Raw genomic sequence first — 19960 nt, 5'->3', positions numbered from 1 at the left:
CGATATCCTCGCGGCTCAGTGCCAGGCCGAACGCTCTGGGAGGTGACGCAGCGGAATCTCCAGCGTCAACGGTCACTTCTTCATGGCTTCGATAATGCGCTTCAAGTCCTGACCGCGCCCGCGCGGCAGGATCAGCACATCGTCGCCATCGACGACCACGATCAGGTCGGAGGCGCCGACCAGCGCGACCCGCTTGCCTTTCCCTGCCTGGATCAGACAATTGGCGGTATCGATCGCGATAATCTCACCCTGACAGGCGTTCCCCGCTGAATCGCGCTCGCTGATCGCGTAGAGCGCGTCCCAGCTTCCGACATCGGACCAGCCCATGCTGACCGGGACGACCGCGACTCGTTCAGCCTTTTCCATGACCGCATAGTCGATCGAATCGGAGGGCGAGCTGGCGAATGCGGCGGCATCGGGCAGAATCCGGACGCCGTCGCGAACCGCCTTCTCCATCGCCGCGCGCGACGCCGCGAGCATCTCAGGCGCAAACTCCGCCAACGCATCGAGATAGATGTCAGCCCGAAACAGGAAGATACCGCCATTCCAGGCATGCTCCCCCGCCGCGATCATCGCTTCCGCAACGGCACGCGCCGGCTTTTCAATGAATCGCTCGACGCGATTCACTCCAGCCCCGATCGGCTCTCCGACGCGGATATAGCCGTAGCCGGTCTCCGGCGCGTCAGGCGTAATGCCGAACGTGACCAGCCAGCCAGCCTCGACCGCGGGCATTGCGGCGTGAATCGCCGCATGGAACGCGCCGATATCGCCAATGATATGATCCGACGGCATCACCAGCAGAGGGACCTCACCGCCGCCGGCGGCGAGCGCCGCCAGCGCGATTGCCGGCGCGGTGTTGCGACCGAGCGGTTCGAGGATCAGCGCCTGAGCACCCGTGCCGACCGCATCCAGCTGAGCCTCGACCATATCCGCATGCAGCGCATAGGCGACGACGATCGGCGCGGCGAAACGCTCCCCTTGCGGCGTGCGGCGCGCAGTGAGCTGAAGCATCGTTTCGTCGGCGGTCAGCGCCAGCATCTGCTTGGGCTGTTCCGGACGAGACATTGGCCACAGCCGCGTGCCCGCTCCACCGGACAGGATCACCGGGACGATCGGCATGCTGGTGTCACTCACACTATTCTCCTGACCGCTCGCGCCAAAACCGACACCAGGGTTCATTACAGTCGTTCGGTGCCGGGATAGGCGAAGAGTAGATCGCTATCGCCTGAAGCGGTCAATGCCACGCGCCCTGTCACGGTCAGGCATTCACCCGCCTTCCACGCGATAGCGTCCACCGTGCCATGCCCGCATACCGGCACCACCCAACCGGTTGTCCCTTCGGGCATCGTCACCACGCGGTCGCCACCGGACCAACGCTCGACCACGAATTTGGGCCCCTCCACCAGGATCGTCCGCCCCGGCTCCGCCTCTCCCGGCACCGGCGCGTCGACAAAAGGTACCGCGCGAGCGACCGCCACCCCATCCTCCAGATGCAGTTCGCGCGGACGGCCATAATCATAGAGCCGATAGGTGGTCTCGCTGTTCTGCTGAATCTCGATCAGCGTGATCCCAGCGCCAATCGCGTGGATGGTGCGTGACGGGACATAGATGAAATCCCCCGCCTTCACCCGCTTCCAGTCAAGCAGCCCCTCGATCGATCCGTCCAGCGCCGCCGCGCGCAGCGTATCGGCATCGGTGAACTCACATGTTCCCAGGGCGATCGTCGAATCGGGTTCGGCCGCCAGAATCACCCAACACTCGTCCTTGCCCCGCCGCAGCCCCCGTTCGCGCGCCTGCGCGTCATCGGGGTGTACCTGCACCGACAGCTTCTCGCTGGTGAAGAGATATTTGACCAGCAGATCGGGCGCCCCATCGCCGGGCGTCTGGAACCAGACCTCACCGACCGGCTCCCCGCCCGCTTCCGGGTCGACGAAGCCAGGCCAGAGATGCGACCGCCCCCAGGGTTTCTCCACTCGATACGTGGCTAGAAGCGCCGCAGGCATAGTCACCTCGATATACTGGAGATCTGCTAACCTACGAAGAGTTAAGAAGGTCCACAGCAAATGCGCGCACCGCGGGTCCGATGTCCTCCCGGCTGATCGCCAGTGCGAGGTTGGCCTGGGCGTATCCGGCCTTGTCGCCGCAATCGTAGCGCACGCCCTGGAAGGTGACGCCATGGAAAGGCTGGCCGCCGATCATGCGGGCCATCGCGTCGGTCAGCTGGATCTCGCCGCCCGCGCCCCTTTCCTGCCCCTCGAGCACGCGCATCACTTCCGGCTGGAGGATGTAGCGGCCGATCACGGCGAGATTGCTGGGCGCGGTGCCGGCCTTGGGCTTTTCGACCAGCCCCTTGACCTCGGTCAACGTGCCGTCGCGCATGCCGGGGGTGATGATGCCGTATTTGTCGGTCTGGTTCTCGGCCACTTCCTGCGCGCAGAGCAAATTTCCGCCGACCTTGTTGTACGCCTCTACCATCTGCTTGAGACAGCCGGGCTGGCTGGCGGCGCCGACCATGAAATCGTCGGCCAGGAGGACCGCGAACGGTTCATCCCCGACGATATCGCGCGCGCACCACACGGCATGGCCGAGTCCCATCGGCTCCTGCTGGCGCACATAGGCGATCGCACCGGGCTTGAGGCGTGTGCCGTCGAGCGCGTCCAGTGACTTGCCGCGCGCGGCCATCGTCGTCTCCAACTCATAGGAGATGTCGAAATGGTCCTCGATCGCGCTCTTGCCGCGGCCAGTGACGAAGATGAGCTGCTCGATCCCGGCGTCCAGTGCTTCATCCACCGCATATTGGATCAGCGGGCGGTCGACGACGGGGAGCATCTCCTTGGGGAGCGCCTTCGTCGCCGGGAGGAAGCGGGTGCCGAGCCCGCCCACGGGGAATACGGCCTTGCGAAGCGGTTTGATCGTCATGGCGCCGCGCATAGCCTAGCCACAGATTTAGAAAAAGTGGCTTGCGTGTACGGGAGGGGCGCACGGCCCGCTCCGCGCCGAAGCGACAAAAAATGGCGGCCGAAACCGCCATTTCCTTATGCCGTCGCCGGCACGCGTCCTTGATCAGTTGCTGTCGGAATCGTCGCCCGAAACCACCAGGACCACCGCAACAACTGCAACAACAGCCAGAAGCGGGATCAGAAATCCGCCGACGGCACTGTTGCTTTCCGATGCGTCCGTGGCGGCGCGCTCAACGGCCGGGCTATTAGCCAAGCTCAGCGACTTCGCCGAATTCGCCTGCGCGACATTGGCGCCGACAAGCAGCAGCGCCGCGCTGGCGCCTGCCAACATATTCTTCAATTTCATATCGTTACTCCCCTTGGTGCGGCAAACCGCAGGGGACACTATATCCTGCTCGATTGCGGCGTACAGACGAGAATGTAACTGCTTGATCTGTTCGGGTAGATGAACAGCGCGTGAGGGCCTTTGCGAGCGATGAGGCCCTTGTCGTGTGTTCGTGTTACGCTAAGAGCGCGCTGAGGTTCAGCGAAAGGGCTTTGACGTGCGTATTGCGATGATCGGCACGGGCTATGTGGGCCTTGTTTCGGGGGCCTGCTTCTCCGATTTCGGGCACGATGTGGTGTGCGTGGACAAGGACGCGCGCAAGATTGAGCTGCTGCACCAGAATGTGATGCCGATCTATGAGCCGGGCCTGGCCGAGCTGGTCGCTTCGAACGTGCAGGCGGGACGCCTGTCCTTCACCACCGATCTTGTCGAAGGGGTCAAGGGCGCGGACGCGGTGTTCATCGCCGTCGGCACACCCAGCCGTCGAGGCGATGGTCATGCCGACCTGTCCTATGTCTTCGCCGCCGCCGAGGAGATTGTCGCGGCGCTGGAGGGCCCTGCGGTGATCGTCACCAAGTCGACCGTCCCCGTCGGCACCGGCGACGAGGTCGAGCGGATCGTCGAGCGGATCGCTCCCGGCAAGGGCATCAAGGTTGTCTCGAACCCCGAATTCCTGCGCGAGGGTGCGGCGATCGAGGATTTCAAACATCCCGATCGCGTCGTGGTGGGCAGCGAGGACGAAGGCGCGAGCGAGGTGATGCGGAGCGTCTATCGCCCGCTGTCGCTCAACCAGTCGGCCCCGGTGATGTTCACGGGCCGCCGCACCGCCGAACTGATCAAATATGCCGCCAACGCGTTCCTGGCAGTCAAGATCACCTTCATCAACGAGATCGCGGACCTGTGCGAGCAGGTGGGCGCGGACGTACAGGAGGTATCGCGCGGCATCGGCATGGACAATCGCATCGGGCGCAAGTTCCTGAACGCGGGCCCCGGCTATGGCGGCTCATGTTTCCCCAAGGACACGCTGGCGCTGCTCAAGACCGCCGACGACAACGAGACGCCGCTGCGCATCGTCGAGGCGACGGTGCAGGTGAACGACCAGCGCAAGCGCGCGATGGGCCGCAAGGTCATCAAGGCGATGGGTGGCGATGTGCGCGGCAAGACCGTCGCGATCCTGGGCCTGACCTTCAAGCCCAATACCGACGATATGCGCGACGCCCCCTCGATCGCGATCATCCAGACGCTGCAAGACGCCGGCGCGACCGTGAAGGCGTTCGACCCGGAAGGGGTCGAGCAGGCCCAGCTCGTGATCAAGGACGTCGAATTTTCCGCCAGCCCCTATGCCGCCGCGGAAGGCGCCGACGCGCTGGTGATCGTCACCGAATGGGACGCGTTCCGCGCCCTCGACCTCAACCGCATGAAGACGCTGCTCAACCAGCCCCTGCTCATCGACCTGCGCAATATCTATCCCATCGCCGAAGCCGAGCGCGCCGGGTTCACCTTGGTCGGGATCGGCAAGCCGCGGCAGACCCCCAACGCCGGACGTTGACCAAGGCGGTCGCCGCTCCTGGCGATACCCATGGCGTTTGATGTGACGGCCGATCCACCATCTTGAGGCGCAATCCATGAACCCGCTTTCCGATCGCCGCTTCCTCGTGACCGGATCCGCCGGATTCGTCGGCTTCCATACTGCGGCACGCTTGCTGGAAGCGGGCGCGCAGGTGCTGGGGATCGACAGTTTCAGCGCCTATTACGATGTCAAGCTCAAGGAACGGCGCAATGCGCTGCTCGCTCAGCATCCCGGATTCTCGCTGGCACGTATCTCGATCGAGGATCGCGAGGCGCTGGAGGGGCATTGGCGGGCATTCCGTCCGGACGCGGTGATCCACCTCGCCGCGCAGGCCGGCGTGCGCTACTCGATCGACCATCCGGCCGAATATGTCGCGACCAATGTGACCGGCACGTTCAACCTGCTCGAGCTAGCACGGCACAACCCGGTGCGCCATTTCCTGGCGGCGTCGACGAGTTCGGTCTACGGCGCGAACACCGACATGCCGTTCGCCGAAGCGCAGCGGACGCAGACCCCGATGAGCCTCTATGCCGCGACCAAGGGCGCGACCGAGCTGATCGGACACAGCTATGCACACCTCTATGGCATTCCGCTGACCTTCTTCCGCTTCTTCACCGTCTATGGCCCGTGGGGACGGCCGGACATGGCGCTGTTCAAGTTCATGAAGGCAATGACGGCGGGCGAAGCCATCGACGTCTATGGCCATGGCGAGATGGCGCGCGACTTCACCTACGTGGAGGATCTGGTCACGGCGCTGGTCGCATTGATCGACGCGGTGCCGGGAACAATGCCCGTCGGTCCAGCGGACAGCCTGTCGCCGGTGGCGCCGTTCCGCACCGTCAATATCGGTGGAGGCAGCCCGGTGCCGCTGATGGACTATATCGCGGCGCTGGAGGCCGCGGTCGGATCCGAGGCGAGGAAGAACTTCCTGCCGATGCAGCCGGGCGATGTGCCCGCGACCCACGCCTCGGCCGAGCTGCTGCATGCCCTGGTGGGCTTCGTGCCCGAGACGCCGGTGCAGCAAGGGGTGAAGGCGTTCGTCGACTGGTATCGCGGCTTCTATGGCTGACGTGACGGGTCTTTAACGCGGCGGCGCTATAGGGCGGGTATGAGCAAGAGAATCCTGGCAATCTTTGGCACGCGGCCCGAGGCGATCAAATTCTTTCCGGTGGTGCGCGCGCTCGCGGAGGTGCCGGGGCTGACGGTCAGGACATGCGTGACCGCGCAACACCGCGGCCTGCTCGACCAGGTGCTCGAAATCGCGGGACTCAAGCCCGATATCGACCTCGACCTCATGGAACCCGGCCAGTCGCTCGACCGGCTGACCGCGCGGCTGCTGACCGGGCTGGGCGAGGTGATGGACGCGGAGAAACCCGATCGCGTACTGGTGCAGGGCGACACCGCGACGGCGATGGTCGGTGCACTGACCGCCTATTACCGCAAGGTGCCTGTGGGCCATATCGAAGCGGGCCTGCGCTCGGGCGATATCTGGCAGCCCTGGCCGGAGGAGGTGAACCGCCGCATCGTCGCCCCCATCGCCGACCAGCATTTCGCACCGACGGAGACGGCGGCGGCGGCGTTGCGCCGGGAGAATATCGATCCCGCGACGATTCATGTGACCGGCAACACCGTGATCGACGCGCTGCTCGCGACGCGTGAACGGATCGCGGCGGAGCCGGCCCTTGCTTCCGGGCTGGACCCGATCGCGGCCCGCTTTGCGGGCAAGCGGCTGGTGCTGGTCACGACACATCGGCGCGAGAATTTCGGCGGGGGCATGGAATCGATCGCGCGTGCCATCGCGCGGATCGCCGACCGGCCCGACACCGCCGTGCTGTTCCCGATGCATCCCAACCCCAATGTGGTGTCGGTGATGGATCAGTTGCTGGGCGAACGTGCCAATGTCGCACGGATCGAACCGCTCGATTACCCCAATTTCATCCGTGCGCTCGACCTGTGCGAGATCGTTCTCTCCGATTCCGGCGGCGTGCAGGAAGAGGCGCCGGCGCTGGGCAAACCGGTGCTGGTGATGCGCGAGACGACGGAACGGCCCGAAGGGGTCGCGGCGGGCACCGCAAAGCTCGTCGGAACCGATGCGGACCGTATCGTTTCCGAAATCTCAACCCTGTTGGATAACAAGGACGCCTATCAGGCCATGGCGCGCGCCCACAATCCGTTCGGCGACGGCCATGCCTCGGCAAGGATTGCAAAGGTTGTCGCACATGGATTCGGGCTCTGAACTCAACGTCGCCGTTCTCGGGCTCGGCTATATCGGCCTTCCCACGGCGGCGGTGATCGCGCGCACCGGCGCGAAGGTCCTGGGCATCGATGTGCACCAGCACGTCGTCGACACCATCAATGCGGGCAAGGTGCATATTGAGGAAGTCGATCTCGACGGCCTCGTCTCTGGCGTGATCGCGCGGGGCACGCTGCGCGCTTCCACCGTGATCGAGCCGTCAGACGTGTTCCTGATCGCGGTGCCGACCCCGTTCGGCGAAAATCACGCCCCCGACATCGGCTATGTCCTTCAGGCCGCGACCAGCGTTGCCGGGGTGCTCAAGGCCGGTGACACCGTCATCCTCGAATCGACATCCCCCGTCGGTACGACCGAGAAAGTGGCGGAACTGCTCCAGAAGCTGCGCCCCGATCTCAAGATCCCGGGCCATTGCAGCGGCATCGCCGACGTCGCCATCGCCTATTGCCCTGAGCGCGTGCTGCCCGGCCGCATCCTGGTCGAGCTGATCGACAATGACCGCGTCGTGGGCGGCGTAACGCCGCGCTGCGCGCGCAAGGCATTGCAATTCTATCGCCGCTTCGTGCGAGGCGCGTGCGTCACCACTTCGGCACGTGCGGCGGAAATGACCAAGCTGACCGAAAACGCGTTCCGCGACGTCAACATCGCCTTCGCCAACGAACTGTCGATCATCGCGGATGGGATGGGGATCGATGTGTGGGAGGTGATCCGCCTCGCCAACCGGCATCCGCGTGTGAATATCCTTTCCCCCGGCCCCGGCGTCGGCGGCCATTGCATCGCCGTCGACCCCTGGTTCCTGGTCGCCGCGGACCGCGAGAATACGCCGTTGATCCGCACGGCCCGCGAAGTGAACGACGGCAAGGTCGGCTATACCGTCGCGCGCGCCGAGGCGCTGATCGCGCGGCTTCCCGATGCGCCGGTCGCCTGTCTCGGCCTCGCCTTCAAGGCCAATATCGACGACTTCCGCGAAAGCCCGGCATTGCACGTTGCCGAGGAACTTGCCGCGCGGCACGGGCCGCGCCTCCGCATCGTCGAACCCTATGCCCACAGTTTGCCGGAGACCCTCGCGAAGACGGGCGCGACGCTGATCGACATCGACACCGCGCTGGAGACCTGTCCCATCCTGATCGTGCTGGTCGATCACGACGTGTTCAAATCAGTCCCGCTGGCCGAACGGGCCGAGAAGCGCGTCTACGATACGCGCGGAATCTGGCCCGATCAGCCCGCTTAGCGCGCGGCTCATAAGGTCCGCTAACGCGCGCCATTCAGAAGCGATCGCCAATTTCCGTCCAGCGGGCGGTCACGCTGGCGGTAAAATTCAGGAAGATTCGCATCCCGGCCAGCGGCGACGACGCGAGTCACCTCGGCCTTCATCGTCGCGATGCGGTCCGCAAGCGACGGATGCGAGCGGCTACGAACCTTGCCTACAAGCAACTTCGGCCCGACCTCTCGCCAGAAACGCTCGGCAATTCGCGGATCATAGCCCGCGCGCATCAGAAGATGGACCGAAAGGATATCGGCCTCAATCTCGGTTTGGCGAAACAACCCGACATTACGCCCGAACCCCGATGCAAGGCCGAACTCCGCATCAGCTGCCTTCAATCGGTCGCGATGGCGCAGGATATTGTGTGCCAATTCGTGCGCTAGCACCGCTGGCAACAGCTCATCCGGCGTCTCTTCCAGATACTTTGAGGTGATCTGGATCAGTTCGCCATTCGCCCGCGCATCGAATGCATCGGCAATACGAAGCTCGTATCGCGTCCGGCATGCAGGAACCGGGGTGATCACGACATGATGTTCCTTCCCCTGCCGGCGAACCACCAGGGAAACCGGGCTGGCTGCGGGCAACTCAGCCAATTGCGCGGACAGCCCGGCCACGGTGGCGGTGGTCATCGCGCCGGTCACGGGCTCAACGGGCACAATATCCGCGATACGCACCACCGTATCGTCTTGCCGGACGCCAGCGCGCTCCGCAGGGCTACCCGGCACAACGCCCTCGACACCCACCGGCCCCGACAGCCCGAAATGCGCGCGAATGGAGGCGCGGACATCAGGCGGATATTGGTCAATCACATGAAGTTGAAGTCCCATTCCGGGTTCGACGCGATCACATAACGCAGCCGCGGCCACGCTCAACCGGAAGCCGATCGTCGTGAGACGCATGTCGGCATCTCGCATCGCCTCAAGCTCGACGCCAAGATTCTCATGCGCGGCCACAGGGCCCGACAGCGACACGAACAGTCCGACGATCACGGTCAGACCGCGTCCAGACAGGCGCGCGACGATATTCAACAGTTCAAGCATTGGCCCATCTTTGAACGATCAAGGTTGCATGGAAAAGCTCACAAGCGCTATCCGCCACCGCGAACAGTGATCGGTCCCATGCTTCGTCGCCTTCTTACAGCGTTCTCTCGCAATTCAACGCCTTCTGCGCCGCAGGGATCGATGCCCGCCGGCATTCGAGTCTATGCCGTGGGAGATATTCATGGGCGGCTTGATCTGCTCGATACGCTGCTTGCCCAGATCGAAGCCGACAACGCAGGTCGTTCAGAGGCTGAGTCAATTCTCATCTTTCTTGGCGATCTGATCGATCGGGGCCCGGACTCGGCAGGAGTCGTCCAGCGATTGATGGATCTGGCCGGGCACGCCGATTCGATCCGCTTCCTGCTCGGCAACCATGAGGAGGTCTTCCTCAAGGCGCTCTCGGGAGATCAGAAGGCGCTGCCCTTCTTCGTCCGGATCGGCGGCAAGCCGACCATCCTGAGCTATGGCGTCAGCGAGCAACAATATCAGCAGAGCGACTTCCCCGCTCTGCTCGAGTTGATGAGAGCGCAGGTTCCGGCCGCGCATATCGAGTTCCTCAGCACATTTGAGGATATGATCATCCTCGGCGACTATGCGTTCGTCCATGCGGGAGTCCGCCCCGGAGTCCAGCTTGCGGACCAATCCGCACCCGCACTTCGTTGGATTCGCGAAGAATTTCTCGATCACAACGAGGTCCTGGAAAAGATCATCGTTCACGGCCATACCATCCGCGACGAAGTCGAAGAGCGGGTCTGCCGGATCGGAATCGACACCGGCGCCTATGCCAGCGGAAAACTCACGGCGATGGGATTCGAAGGCACAGAGCGTTGGATTCTCCAGACGAATGCCTCACCGGAGCTGCAATAGCAGTCAAGGCATGTTAACGAACCCTCCATATATGGAGGATAGCGCTGCGCAGCAGTCGGGTGCCGTTTCGGTACGCGCACACTGTGTGGCGTTGAAGCAACGGCAGGTTTCCATTCGCCTGAAAGCGGTGAAATTGGCGGTTGATAGCGGATGGCGCTTGTGCCATTCCGGATCGGTAGTTAGACTTGACAGCTGTATATGAAGAGGGAGTTTATTGATGCGGTTGGCTAAGATGATGATGGCCGTTGCGGCCTGCTCGCTCGCGGCGTCGCCGGCACTGGCTGCGTCGTCGGCCTCGAAGCTGTCGATCTCGAATTCTGGATCGGTCCGCGCATCCAGCGAAACCGGTGAATCGAATCAGGCCGTTGGCGGCTTCCTGATCCCCCTGCTCGCAGTCGTTGCGGTCATCGGTGGCATTCTCGTCGCGGTTGATGGCGACGACGAGCCCGACAGCAACTAAGCTTACGAGCTTGGATGAAATTGAACGGCGGCCTAACGGCCGCCGTTTTTTTGCCTTTAGGGAAGCAGAGATACCCGGGCGGGCGCTATCTCGCCAATGCGGGTCAGATGGGAAGAGTCCCAGCGTCAGCGCCCATGCAGGCCACGCAGCAAGAACCTCTGCCCCGATCCGATCGCGGAGCTGCGGCAGGCCAGATTCACACCACCTGCGGCCAATGACTAGCCCGACTGGATCGCGTTGAGAATTGCCCGGCCATAGGCCGTCTTCTTGAATCTTTCGCCCGCCGCCCGCGCCTGATCTGTGGTTATCCAACCCTGTTCGTAGGCGATCTCCTCGATGCATGCGATCTGGATACCCTGACGATGTTGAAGCGTGCGGACGAATTCGCCGGCTTCCAGCAAGCTGTCGTGCGTGCCCGTATCCAGCCAAGCATAGCCGCGCCCCATCTGCTCAACGAAGAGGTCGCCGGCCTCCATGTAGAGGCGATTCAGATCGGTGATCTCAAGCTCACCCCGCGCCGACGGCTGGAGATTTCGCGCATAGTCAACAACGCGATTGTCATAGAAATAGAGGCCTGTAACGGCGTGATTTGACTTGGGATTCTCAGGCTTTTCTTCGAGGCTCAGCGCGCGACCGCCCCCACCCAATTCGACCACGCCGTAGCGCTCAGGGTCCTCGACGCGGTAGCTGAAGACGGTTGCACCCGACTTGCGCGCGACTGCGTTGGCCAAGAGATCAGTGAGGTGCGCACCGAAAAAGATGTTATCGCCCAGAACCAGCGCGACATTGTCGCTCCCGATGAAGTCTGCGCCGATTGTGAAGGCTTGGGCAAGGCCATCAGGACTCGGCTGTTCGGCATATTCGATGTTCAATCCGAATTCCGAACCACTGCCAAATAAGCGCCGATAGTTATCCAGATACTCTGGGCTAGAAATGATGAGTATATCGCGAATCCCCGCCAGCATCAGGACGCTAAGCGGATAATAGATCATCGGCTTGTCATAAACTGGCAGAAGCTGCTTGTTGACTGCCAACGTTGCCGGATGGAGCCGCGTTCCTGATCCGCCCGCGAGGATAATGCCCTTCATTTCACAGCTCCAATGATTTCGTCGAGAATGTCACAAAGCGCCGCCTCCCAAGCACGCGGTTCGATACCATAAGCCCCCCGGATCGCGTCGTGACAGAGTAGGGAATTAGCAGGACGCCGCGCGGGGGTGGGATAGTCAGCAGTGGTAATTGGCACGACCGAGGCGCTGGGACCGCCCCGCGCAGCAGATTGGCGAAATATCTCCGACGCGAAGCCGGCCCAAGTGACCGCACCGCCATTGCTGAAGTGAAAGGTGCCGGCAGGAGCGTCCGGATCTTCAGCCAGGCGCACCGCGATTGTGATGAGTGCCCGCGCCAAGTCCGCAGCGCTGGTCGGACTACCTCGCTGATCGTCAACGACATTCAGCGTGTCGCGCGCCGCGCCAACGCGCAGCATCGTCTTGACGAAGTTATGGCCGTGTGCCGACACTACCCACGCGGTGCGCACGATTGCATGGCGCGCACCCGAAGTCCGTACCGCGAGTTCACCGCCCAGCTTCGATGCGCCATAGACACCAAGCGGGCCGACGGGATCGTCAACCGCCCACCTGCCGTCTTTGTCGCCGGCGAACACATAGTCAGTCGACACCTGCACCAGCGGAATACGCGCTTTGGCACAAGCTTCACCGAACGCAGCCGGCGCTAGCGCATTGACCGCCCATGCAGCGACGAGATCGCTCTCCGCCTTATCCACTGCGGTATAGGCGCCGGCATTGATGACCGCCGCCCAGTCGCGCTCGGCCACCTTTTCGGCGATCGCCGCGGGATTGGCCAGATCGAGACCCGCACGATCGACTGTCACCAATTCCCAGCCCGCAGGCAAGTTGGCGCGGCCCAGTTCGATACCGAGTTGACCGCTACCGCCGGTGACAAGAATCGCCTTGCTCATCGTGTTTTCCAAATTGTCGACAGACCGATATCCTACGCCGCGACGCCGCGACGCTCTGCGGCGTTGGCGGCGACCAGCGGGCGCCACCAGGCTTCGTTCTCCAGATACCATTCGACGGTCTTACGAATACCGGTCTCGAACGTTTCAGCCGGTGTCCAGCCAAGCTCCTTGCCAATGCGGTCCGCATCGATCGCATAGCGCTTGTCATGCCCGGGGCGGTCCGCAACCTCCGTCATTTGCTCGGCATAGAGGCGGCCATCGGAACGAGGGCGAAGCTCGTCGAGAATGGCACACAGCGCCCTGACCACCTCGATATTCTGTCGCTCATTGTGACCGCCGATATTGTAGGTGCGACCCGGCTGCCCCTGCTCGAACACCGTCTGCAGCGCTCGGACATGATCCTCGACATAGAGCCAGTCACGGACCTGATCACCCTTGCCATAAATGGGTAGCGGCTCGCCCCCCAATGCCTTGGCGATCATCAACGGAATGAGCTTTTCGGGGAAGTGATAGGGGCCGTAGTTGTTCGAGCAGTTGGTGATAAGCACCGGCAACCCGAAGGTATGCCCCCAGGCCGACACCAGATGGTCACTGCCTGCCTTCGACGCTGAATAAGGCGAACGTGGATCGTAGGGCGTATCCTCGGTGAACAGGCCCGTATCACCCAGAGTACCGTAAACCTCGTCAGTCGAGATGTGATGGAAACGAAACTGAGCCTTCTCCACCCCATCCAGCCCGGCCCAAAAGGCGCGCGCTTCGGCCAGCATGGTGTAAGTGCCGACGACGTTGGTATGGACGAACGCGCCAGGTCCATCAATCGAACGGTCAACATGGCTTTCCGCCGCCAAGTGGGTGATGATCTGCGGTCGGAACTCGGCAATTGCCGCACGCACCGCATCTACATCGCAGATATCGCCCTGGATGAACCGATAGCGGTTCGACTGAGCCACCCGCTGCACTGTCGACAATGTACCGGCATAGGTCAGCTTGTCGAAGTTTAGTACCTCATGACTCGTATTCTCGATGAGGTGGCGTACGAGCGCCGAACCGATGAAGCCGGCCCCGCCGGTGACGAAGATGCGCATGGTCTAGTATCCTTCAGGCAAGCGGCGCGAGCGGGCGACCGTCATAGGCGAATGGGCTTTCAAATTCCGCAAGCGATGGTTGAACCCTATCCTTGGCCGACAATTCCAGCGCCGCGCCCCCCTCGATCGGCCAGTCAATACCGACGCTATCCCAGCGGATCCCGCCGTCATGAGCGGGCGCGTAGGTGTTCGAGCATTTGTAGGTGACTTCGCAGTCAGGTTCGAGCGTCAAGAAGCCGTGCGCGAAGCCAATAGGAACAAAGAGCTGATGCCCATTCTCGGCCGAAAGTTCAGCGCCCACCCAATTTCCATAGGTCGGCGACCCGCGCCGTACATCGACGGCGACGTCAAAGATGCGGCCTCGAATACAACGTATCAGCTTGTCCTGCCCATGGGGCGGCGTCTGAAAATGCAAGCCACGTAGCGTGAAGGCGGGCACCGACAGCGAATGGTTGTCCTGCACAAAGGTGCAGTCGATGCCCAAGGCGGCGAAGGACTCGCGGTTATAGGTCTCGGTGAACCAACCTCGCGCGTCGCCATGACGCTTGGGCCGGACAAGTTGGACGGATGAGGACATTGCTTTGTGATACCTAAGACGAGGGTCGCTAAACTGGGTCGATCTATACGGCTTTGCGAAATGTGACCGTCTGCCATTCACGCGAATCGCCGCCCAGACTATTTACAATCTCCGCTTTCGCCGCTTCAAAATATCCACGACGGCTGGATTGGCCGCTGGCACGCGCCGAGAATGGATAGACCTCGAACGGAACGAGCGGTCGCGCATAACGCCCTTCGACGACAAGGCCATTTTCTGCAGCGACGTCACGCATCGCTTCAAAGCTGGGAATGCACAGATGACGCGGGGGATCGAGATCTCGCCAACGAGCCCCGTACCGTTTCAGGCCCTGCGACGCCGGGTTAGGGCATTCGATCCAAAGCCGACCGCCCGGGCGCAACAACCGCTCGGCGACGGCAATTACGTGCCGCGGCTCATGCACGTGCTCGATGACATGGCTAAGCGTGATATAATCAAAACTGCCCTCGCCCCAGACGCGCGCGGCGCTGTCGATATCACCCTGATGCACATCCAGACCGTCGGCCTGGGCTTGGGCAACCGCCTTGGGATCGATCTCTACACCAGCCGCCTCATACCCGATCTCACGAACGAAACGGAGGAACCTGGCATCACCATGGCCCACATCGAGAACGCGCAGCGGCGGCGCGCCCGCCTCGCGTACCGGAAGATTGCGGCACTCCGCTTCGATCCAGCCACGCAAAGGCGGCGTTGCTCCGACAACCGCCGTGCCCAGTACACCGAGTGAAGGCCGACGGCTGCCATATTTGTGGTTACGCCAGCTGTTCGCCAGCTTCTTCGCCATGCCCGACTGAACCGAGATACCGGAGATCGAAGCCTCCCCAGCCTCATCGGCATGAGTGTAGTACCGCTCGTAATAGCGACCGATCGATGCCGGGACGGGCCGCTCCGCGAGGAAGAGGCTCCCGCAATTGTCGCACTCGTTGATCTGCCACAACTCGTCCGTCGCGCGGAAGACAAAATCCGGGATGCGTTCAAACCGAGAATGATGACGGTCGCTTTTGCACATCGGGCAGGTATTGACAGATTCAAGCATCTTACTCTCCTGCCGCCAGAGCGGCATAGCTTTGCGCAATCGTCCGCCACCGGTAGCGCGGGTCGTCGCGAAGCGCCGGCGACGGCGCATAACGCGCGAAATTGTTTTCTATCAGTATGTTGCGCAGACTCTTCGAGGACGTGAAGTAACCACCCTCCCCGTTCATCGTGCGCTGATTGAACGAACACTCATATGCCAACACCGGACAGCCATAAGGCAGAACCTCCACCAGTGATGGGTTCGTGCCTCCAACGCTGTGCCCATGCAGGTAGGCACGACATCCAGACCGCAGCGCGGCGAGCACATTGGGATCGTAGTTCGAGGCCACGAGCATAACGCGCGGGTGCGCCGAATAGCGCTCCCAGATTGCCCTGCCATATTCGGTACCCGAAAAGTTCCCAATGATAACATAGGGATGCTCATCATCCGGCTCGATCGCACCCAGCATCATGTCAATGTTGTTCTCTCGCTCGATCCGCGCGATCGTGAGAAAAAAGCCGCCTTCCTCAAGAGCAAAATCCGCCAGAATCTGACGGCGGGCCTCGCCATCGATCGAACGCACATGATCGGAACCATAGGCGATCGTCGTGGAAGCGCGGTTGTGTTCGTGAGCGATGATATCCGCAATCGCGTCATTGTCGGCAACGACATGCCGCGCGCCGCGTATGGCAACACGTTCAGCCCAGCCGAGATAACGCTTCCCCAGCGTCGACCACTTCTGCCGTCGAGATTCCAATCCGTCGACGTTGACGATGAGGTTCCCGTTCCTGACGAAACGTCGCATGATCGGCACGAACGGCCCAGCCGACACACCCAACAGAATGACGGCATCCGCCCAGCGAGTGACCGACGCCAGACTCATAAGGTCGAAGGGTATCGATGCGGCACCGTTGGCCCGCAACGGAAGGTTTCGGATCATGACCCCTTCAGGCCCGGCCTCACCGGCAGGCCGCCCGACCGAGGAGCCAACGACAAGTACCTCATGCCCCAATGCGACGAGGTGGGGAGAAACCTCCATCGCGAACGTCTCAAACCCGCCATAGCGCGCAGGCAAGCCGTCAGTGCCGATGATCGCAAGCTTCAAAGCATCTCTTTCACTTAGAATTCGCCAGGGGCCCAATGATCGCTCGGGCTAGGAGAAGGAGGCCGATCGCCTTGCGTTGCCACGTCGGCCCCCGGCGGAATGCCGCCAGCCCCAGGGCCAGTGCCGCCGACCGATAGCCGCGCCGACAAGCGGACTCAAGGTGCACCGCGACACCACTCTCGTCAGTCCGACCGGCGAGTTCCGTAACCGATCGCGAAAAGCATACAGATTGACGCGTCAGGCGATCGACGAACCGCATCAGCCTCGCCACGGGCGCGACCCGGCGCCGTGTTCGGTAGGCTCCCAGCAGATTGCTGTCGTGCTGACGATAGAGGCTCAGAGCCTCCGCTATATGGTGAACCCGCCCGACCCTGCTTGCGATCAGGATCGCCAACCAATCGTGCATCATATAGCAATGCAAGTCCGGCCAATCGACCACTTGGCGTGCCAGTGGCGCGGACAGCAGCATGGTGTGTCCGATTGCCGGATTGGCCATCATCAATCGTACGGGATCAAGATCGCGCGGCACGCTGAAGGGATTGCCGGTATAATAGGTCGGTCGAATCAGATCCAAATCGGTATCGACGACATTGACGTCGTGAAAGATCAGGATCGGATCGGCGGGGTTAAGGTCCTGAGCCTTCATCTCGCGACGAAGCACGTCAAGCTTATGCGGCAACCACACGTCGTCCTGATCGACGAACAGGATCGACGCGTCCGCCGGCAGCAGTGGCAACGTAAGACGCAACGCCTCAATGAACGAGGCCGCCGGTCCGGGTGCCGTTGTGTGCGCGGTTAACGATACGCGCCCTTCTGAAGTCGCCACCAGCCCCTCGACGACCCGGCAGGTACCGTCGCGCGACGCGAAATCATGGACATGAATGGAATCGACATTCTCGCGCTGCTCGAGAATCGAACGAATCTGATCCGCAATGAATTGCTCGCCGTTATGGCTGCACAGGATGACGCCGAAATGGGACATTCTACCTGGCCTCTTCATAACGGAACAACAACTGACAAGTAAGGAACCAGGACGGCAAGAACAGCCATGGATTATTGAAGCCGATACCCATGAAGATCACGAACCGCCCGAGCGCCAGCCATTGCTTGGTCGTGCAGTTGGCGAAATGCATCCAGATCAGTCCTGAAAGTGCAGCCAATGCGATCGGCCCCAACTGCAGCAAGAGCATCGGCAGCTGCATCTCGATTTGGTAGGGCTGTTCTGGATCACTCGCCAAAGGCGGAAGATATGCTCCCCATCCCCACCCCGACCAGCCACTCAACGAACCGATGATGACATCGAACTGGAACTGTTTGGCCCTCAGGCTCAGATCGACATCGGGACGGAGGACGGGAAGATAGATATAGATGATGAACAGGAACGCGAAGCCCGCAGCAAAAACCAGCAGCTTCACGAGCGGCGTGCTGCGCAGGAGATAGGGCAGAAGGAAATTCAGCGCGAGCAGAACGATGATCGCCACGCTGCGAGCAACGAAAATCATGAATGCCAGCACAGCAACGACAACGGCGATCTGAAGCCATCGGCGCTTGAACGTTGTCGCCAGCGCGACCGCAGCAAGGCTTGAGGATTCAAAATAGACTCGGTGAGTGGCGCCATCGGTACCGACCACGCGATTGAGGCCGCGCAGACCGTAGAGATCGATATTCGAAACGAGCAGAAAGAAGCCCATCAAGACATTGAAGAGCGTCAGGTAGGTCAACGCGCGCCTTAACGCGATTGCGTCAAACCTCACAGAATGATTGACGACCGGCACCGACCAAATAAAGAGCAGAAATCCGACAAAGTGGACCTGAGCGTAGCCATTATCGGCTTGAGTCAGATACACGAGCAGGCCGCAGAAGCTGGCCGCGAACGCGATCAGCATATCCCGCCGATAGGCCTGATCTCCAAACCCGGCAAGGATAAGGCCGGGTATTACGAACACCTTCTGCGATACAAAGAGCAGCAATGGCCAGAGATTGGTCAGCAGCGGAAACGCGAAAACGCGAGCACGGCTCAGCCAGTGCGGCTGAACCGTCAAGCGGTGGTCTGATGGCTGGGCAATCTCACTCATACGAGCCACCAAATAAGCAACAAGGCGGCAATCGAACAGGCAAGAAGAGAGGCTTCCGTCCTCGCCCCATGCTCCGCTCGGCGCATGCCGCTCCATGCAATCAACAAGACCGTGTCAAGGCAGATGCGGCCGGACCAAAGCGCGGCGGCCCCCAGCGCGCCAAAGCGCGCGATGACGAACGGCGCGATGGCCATGTAGAGAGCGAATTCGGCGAGGTGCATATATGCCGCGTCGCGCGCGCCGCCCCCCGCGACAAGACGCGCCATTGGAAACTGGGCGATCGCGCTGCTCGCCACGCCAAAAAGCAGGATATGGATGGCAGCGGAAGTTTCCGCCCGGGGCAGCGCCGGATACAACAATCCCGCGATCGGCTCGCTAAACCAGGCAACAGCGAGGCAGCCCAATATGACCAGCGGAATCAACGCAAGGAACAGCCGTCGCGACAGCAGGCGGACAGTGGCCGGATCGGCCGCAGCAGCGAGCCGAACCATCAGCGCGGGCAATAACGCCGTGGGGACTGCAATCGCCCGCAAGGCCAGGTCCTGCGTCGCCAGAAACACCGCCAACGCCTGGCCGCCCAAGCCGCCCCAGCCGATCAGAATATACCGGTCAAAACCGGACATCGCGACAGCCAACACCGACAACAGCGCAAACCATCCGCTTTCTCGCATGAAGCCGGAGACAACGTCCTCACGTGCTGCGGGTGCCTCACGATCACGTTCTAGCACCACGGCCTGAATTGCTCGCCGCTGCTCCCAGACAAATGGCAACCGCACGATGAGTGACGCAAGGCTCAAGGCGGTTGCATCCCGAACGAAGAACGACAAGATCAGTGCGGCCCCGATGAGCAGCACACCGACAACCGCCCGATTTAGCGCCGACCGCGAAAAGGCGCCGAGCCCTTCGAGCACAGCGCGTTGCGTGTTTGCATAGATCGCGACACCGACCCCGACCCCGGTGACCGCCGCAAGACCAATCGGCGGCCCGCCGCCAACCGCTGGAAACAGCACAATCCCCAGCACTGCCACAACGAGAGCCGCAGTCATCGATATCGCAAGCGCCCGCCGCAAGGAATGGCGCACAAGCACACGCTGATCGTCCGGATGAACCGAATTCGCATAGGCTATGCGGCGTTGCGCCGTGCGTGCCAGACCTAGGTCCAAGCTTGGCGCGAAATTAATCGCACCGAACGAAAGAAGAAAAAGGCTGAAGACGGTTTCGCCGACATTACGAAAGATAATCGGCAGGCCTATCAAGCCGAAAGCAATCGGCACGAGCATCGCAAACGCGCTCCACGCGACATCGCGATCGAAGCGCTTGTGCGCAGCGATTGTCCGAGCAGTCACTTGGGAGCCCCTTGAAAATGGCTGCTT

At 61.9% G+C, this 19960-nt stretch carries 20 protein-coding genes; 6 read left to right on the top strand and 14 right to left on the bottom strand.

Annotated features, from left to right (window positions below):
* Positions 1 to 72: 72 nt before the first annotated feature.
* The 4 genes from AC07M1_RS03900 to AC07M1_RS03885 form a co-directional block, all read right to left on the bottom strand.
* Positions 73 to 1119 (bottom strand): mannose-1-phosphate guanylyltransferase/mannose-6-phosphate isomerase, encoded by a 1047-nt coding sequence (locus AC07M1_RS03900; RefSeq protein WP_495162810.1) that lies wholly within the window; start codon positions 1117 to 1119, stop codon positions 73 to 75.
* A 59-nt stretch (positions 1120 to 1178) separates the two neighbouring features.
* Complete coding sequence (locus AC07M1_RS03895; RefSeq protein WP_495161250.1) at positions 1179 to 2003, bottom strand: class I mannose-6-phosphate isomerase; 825 nt, start codon at positions 2001 to 2003, stop codon at positions 1179 to 1181.
* A 31-nt stretch (positions 2004 to 2034) separates the two neighbouring features.
* Positions 2035 to 2919, bottom strand: coding sequence for a UTP--glucose-1-phosphate uridylyltransferase GalU (gene galU / locus AC07M1_RS03890; RefSeq protein WP_495161249.1), 885 nt, complete (start codon positions 2917 to 2919; stop codon positions 2035 to 2037).
* A gap of 144 nt (positions 2920 to 3063) precedes the next feature.
* Positions 3064 to 3306 carry a hypothetical protein gene (locus tag AC07M1_RS03885; RefSeq protein ID WP_495161248.1) on the bottom strand — a complete coding sequence of 81 codons (243 nt, stop codon included), beginning with the start codon at positions 3304 to 3306 and terminating at the stop codon, positions 3064 to 3066.
* Positions 3307 to 3502: 196 nt separating this feature from the next.
* Here AC07M1_RS03885 and AC07M1_RS03880 point away from each other — a divergent pair, with 196 nt between their 5' ends.
* From AC07M1_RS03880 to wecC, 4 genes are all read left to right on the top strand, one after another.
* Positions 3503 to 4834 (top strand): UDP-glucose dehydrogenase family protein, encoded by a 1332-nt coding sequence (locus AC07M1_RS03880; protein ID WP_495161247.1) that lies wholly within the window; start codon positions 3503 to 3505, stop codon positions 4832 to 4834.
* A 76-nt stretch (positions 4835 to 4910) separates the two neighbouring features.
* Entirely contained in the window at positions 4911 to 5924 is a 1014-nt protein-coding gene (locus AC07M1_RS03875) for an NAD-dependent epimerase/dehydratase family protein (RefSeq protein WP_495161246.1), read from the top strand.
* Positions 5925 to 5963: 39 nt separating this feature from the next.
* Positions 5964 to 7091: a non-hydrolyzing UDP-N-acetylglucosamine 2-epimerase gene (gene wecB, locus AC07M1_RS03870; protein WP_495161245.1), complete on the top strand. Its 1128-nt coding sequence runs from the start codon at positions 5964 to 5966 to the stop codon at positions 7089 to 7091.
* A complete protein-coding gene (gene wecC, locus AC07M1_RS03865; RefSeq protein WP_495161244.1) occupies positions 7075 to 8337 on the top strand; it encodes a UDP-N-acetyl-D-mannosamine dehydrogenase in 1263 nt (420 codons plus the stop codon). The genes wecB and wecC overlap by 17 nt, the downstream gene beginning before the upstream one ends.
* 20 nt (positions 8338 to 8357) lie before the next feature.
* On the opposite strand, the gene AC07M1_RS03860 is transcribed toward wecC, so the two are convergent.
* A complete protein-coding gene (locus AC07M1_RS03860) occupies positions 8358 to 9410 on the bottom strand; it encodes a M48 family metallopeptidase (RefSeq protein WP_495161243.1) in 1053 nt (350 codons plus the stop codon).
* A 78-nt stretch (positions 9411 to 9488) separates the two neighbouring features.
* Here AC07M1_RS03860 and AC07M1_RS03855 point away from each other — a divergent pair, with 78 nt between their 5' ends.
* Both AC07M1_RS03855 and AC07M1_RS03850 read left to right on the top strand, forming a co-directional pair.
* Positions 9489 to 10277 carry a metallophosphoesterase family protein gene (locus tag AC07M1_RS03855; RefSeq protein WP_495161242.1) on the top strand — a complete coding sequence of 263 codons (789 nt, stop codon included), beginning with the start codon at positions 9489 to 9491 and terminating at the stop codon, positions 10275 to 10277.
* A gap of 223 nt (positions 10278 to 10500) precedes the next feature.
* Positions 10501 to 10737: a hypothetical protein gene (locus tag AC07M1_RS03850; RefSeq protein ID WP_495161241.1), complete on the top strand. Its 237-nt coding sequence runs from the start codon at positions 10501 to 10503 to the stop codon at positions 10735 to 10737.
* A 218-nt stretch (positions 10738 to 10955) separates the two neighbouring features.
* On the opposite strand, the gene rfbA is transcribed toward AC07M1_RS03850, so the two are convergent.
* From rfbA to AC07M1_RS03805, 9 genes are read right to left on the bottom strand one after another with little or no spacing between them, the layout of a single operon-like run.
* Positions 10956 to 11825: a glucose-1-phosphate thymidylyltransferase RfbA gene (gene rfbA, locus AC07M1_RS03845; protein WP_495161240.1), complete on the bottom strand. Its 870-nt coding sequence runs from the start codon at positions 11823 to 11825 to the stop codon at positions 10956 to 10958.
* A complete protein-coding gene (gene rfbD, locus AC07M1_RS03840; RefSeq protein ID WP_495161239.1) occupies positions 11822 to 12712 on the bottom strand; it encodes a dTDP-4-dehydrorhamnose reductase in 891 nt (296 codons plus the stop codon). The genes rfbA and rfbD overlap by 4 nt, the downstream gene beginning before the upstream one ends.
* 32 nt (positions 12713 to 12744) lie before the next feature.
* Positions 12745 to 13797, bottom strand: a complete 1053-nt coding sequence (gene rfbB, locus AC07M1_RS03835) for a dTDP-glucose 4,6-dehydratase (RefSeq protein WP_495161238.1) — start codon at positions 13795 to 13797, stop codon at positions 12745 to 12747.
* A 13-nt stretch (positions 13798 to 13810) separates the two neighbouring features.
* The gene (gene rfbC / locus AC07M1_RS03830; protein ID WP_495161237.1) at positions 13811 to 14374 is read right to left on the bottom strand and encodes a dTDP-4-dehydrorhamnose 3,5-epimerase; all 564 of its coding nucleotides are present in this window, start codon (positions 14372 to 14374) and stop codon (positions 13811 to 13813) included.
* A gap of 43 nt (positions 14375 to 14417) precedes the next feature.
* Positions 14418 to 15428: a class I SAM-dependent methyltransferase gene (locus AC07M1_RS03825; RefSeq protein WP_495161236.1), complete on the bottom strand. Its 1011-nt coding sequence runs from the start codon at positions 15426 to 15428 to the stop codon at positions 14418 to 14420.
* 1 nt (position 15429) lies between these two features.
* On the bottom strand, positions 15430 to 16512 hold the full coding sequence (locus AC07M1_RS03820; RefSeq protein WP_495161235.1) for a DUF1972 domain-containing protein: 1083 nt from the start codon (positions 16510 to 16512) through the stop codon (positions 15430 to 15432).
* A gap of 10 nt (positions 16513 to 16522) precedes the next feature.
* On the bottom strand, positions 16523 to 17494 hold the full coding sequence (locus tag AC07M1_RS03815) for a glycosyltransferase (protein WP_495161234.1): 972 nt from the start codon (positions 17492 to 17494) through the stop codon (positions 16523 to 16525).
* Position 17495: 1 nt separating this feature from the next.
* A complete protein-coding gene (locus tag AC07M1_RS03810) occupies positions 17496 to 18587 on the bottom strand; it encodes a hypothetical protein (protein WP_495161233.1) in 1092 nt (363 codons plus the stop codon).
* Complete coding sequence (locus AC07M1_RS03805) at positions 18584 to 19933, bottom strand: lipopolysaccharide biosynthesis protein (protein ID WP_495161232.1); 1350 nt, start codon at positions 19931 to 19933, stop codon at positions 18584 to 18586. Before AC07M1_RS03805 ends, AC07M1_RS03810 begins: the two co-directional genes overlap by 4 nt.
* Between the last annotated feature and the right edge of the window lie 27 nt (positions 19934 to 19960).

The sequence above is a fragment of the Sphingomonas sp. GW821-FHT10C01 genome, from assembly GCF_059415525.1.
This window is presented reverse-complemented; position numbering and strand designations above follow the sequence as displayed.

Bases quoted from the DNA above. Each gene is read 5' to 3' on its own strand.
- rfbA (WP_495161240.1), bottom strand. From the start codon at position 11,825: ATGAAGGGCATTATCCTCGCGGGCGGATCAGGAACGCGGCTCCATCCG.
- AC07M1_RS03810 (WP_495161233.1), bottom strand. From the start codon at position 18,587: ATGAGTGAGATTGCCCAGCCATCAGACCACCGCTTGACGGTTCAGCCG.
- galU (WP_495161249.1), bottom strand. From the start codon at position 2,919: ATGACGATCAAACCGCTTCGCAAGGCCGTATTCCCCGTGGGCGGGCTC.
- AC07M1_RS03855 (WP_495161242.1), top strand. From the start codon at position 9,489: ATGCTTCGTCGCCTTCTTACAGCGTTCTCTCGCAATTCAACGCCTTCT.
- wecB (WP_495161245.1), top strand. From the start codon at position 5,964: ATGAGCAAGAGAATCCTGGCAATCTTTGGCACGCGGCCCGAGGCGATC.
- AC07M1_RS03815 (WP_495161234.1), bottom strand. From the start codon at position 17,494: ATGTCCCATTTCGGCGTCATCCTGTGCAGCCATAACGGCGAGCAATTC.
- AC07M1_RS03895 (WP_495161250.1), bottom strand. From the start codon at position 2,003: ATGCCTGCGGCGCTTCTAGCCACGTATCGAGTGGAGAAACCCTGGGGG.
- AC07M1_RS03900 (WP_495162810.1), bottom strand. From the start codon at position 1,119: ATGCCGATCGTCCCGGTGATCCTGTCCGGTGGAGCGGGCACGCGGCTG.
- wecC (WP_495161244.1), top strand. From the start codon at position 7,075: ATGGATTCGGGCTCTGAACTCAACGTCGCCGTTCTCGGGCTCGGCTAT.
- AC07M1_RS03825 (WP_495161236.1), bottom strand. From the start codon at position 15,428: ATGCTTGAATCTGTCAATACCTGCCCGATGTGCAAAAGCGACCGTCAT.
- rfbD (WP_495161239.1), bottom strand. From the start codon at position 12,712: ATGAGCAAGGCGATTCTTGTCACCGGCGGTAGCGGTCAACTCGGTATC.
- AC07M1_RS03875 (WP_495161246.1), top strand. From the start codon at position 4,911: ATGAACCCGCTTTCCGATCGCCGCTTCCTCGTGACCGGATCCGCCGGA.
- AC07M1_RS03885 (WP_495161248.1), bottom strand. From the start codon at position 3,306: ATGAAATTGAAGAATATGTTGGCAGGCGCCAGCGCGGCGCTGCTGCTT.
- AC07M1_RS03860 (WP_495161243.1), bottom strand. From the start codon at position 9,410: ATGCTTGAACTGTTGAATATCGTCGCGCGCCTGTCTGGACGCGGTCTG.
- rfbB (WP_495161238.1), bottom strand. From the start codon at position 13,797: ATGCGCATCTTCGTCACCGGCGGGGCCGGCTTCATCGGTTCGGCGCTC.
- rfbC (WP_495161237.1), bottom strand. From the start codon at position 14,374: ATGTCCTCATCCGTCCAACTTGTCCGGCCCAAGCGTCATGGCGACGCG.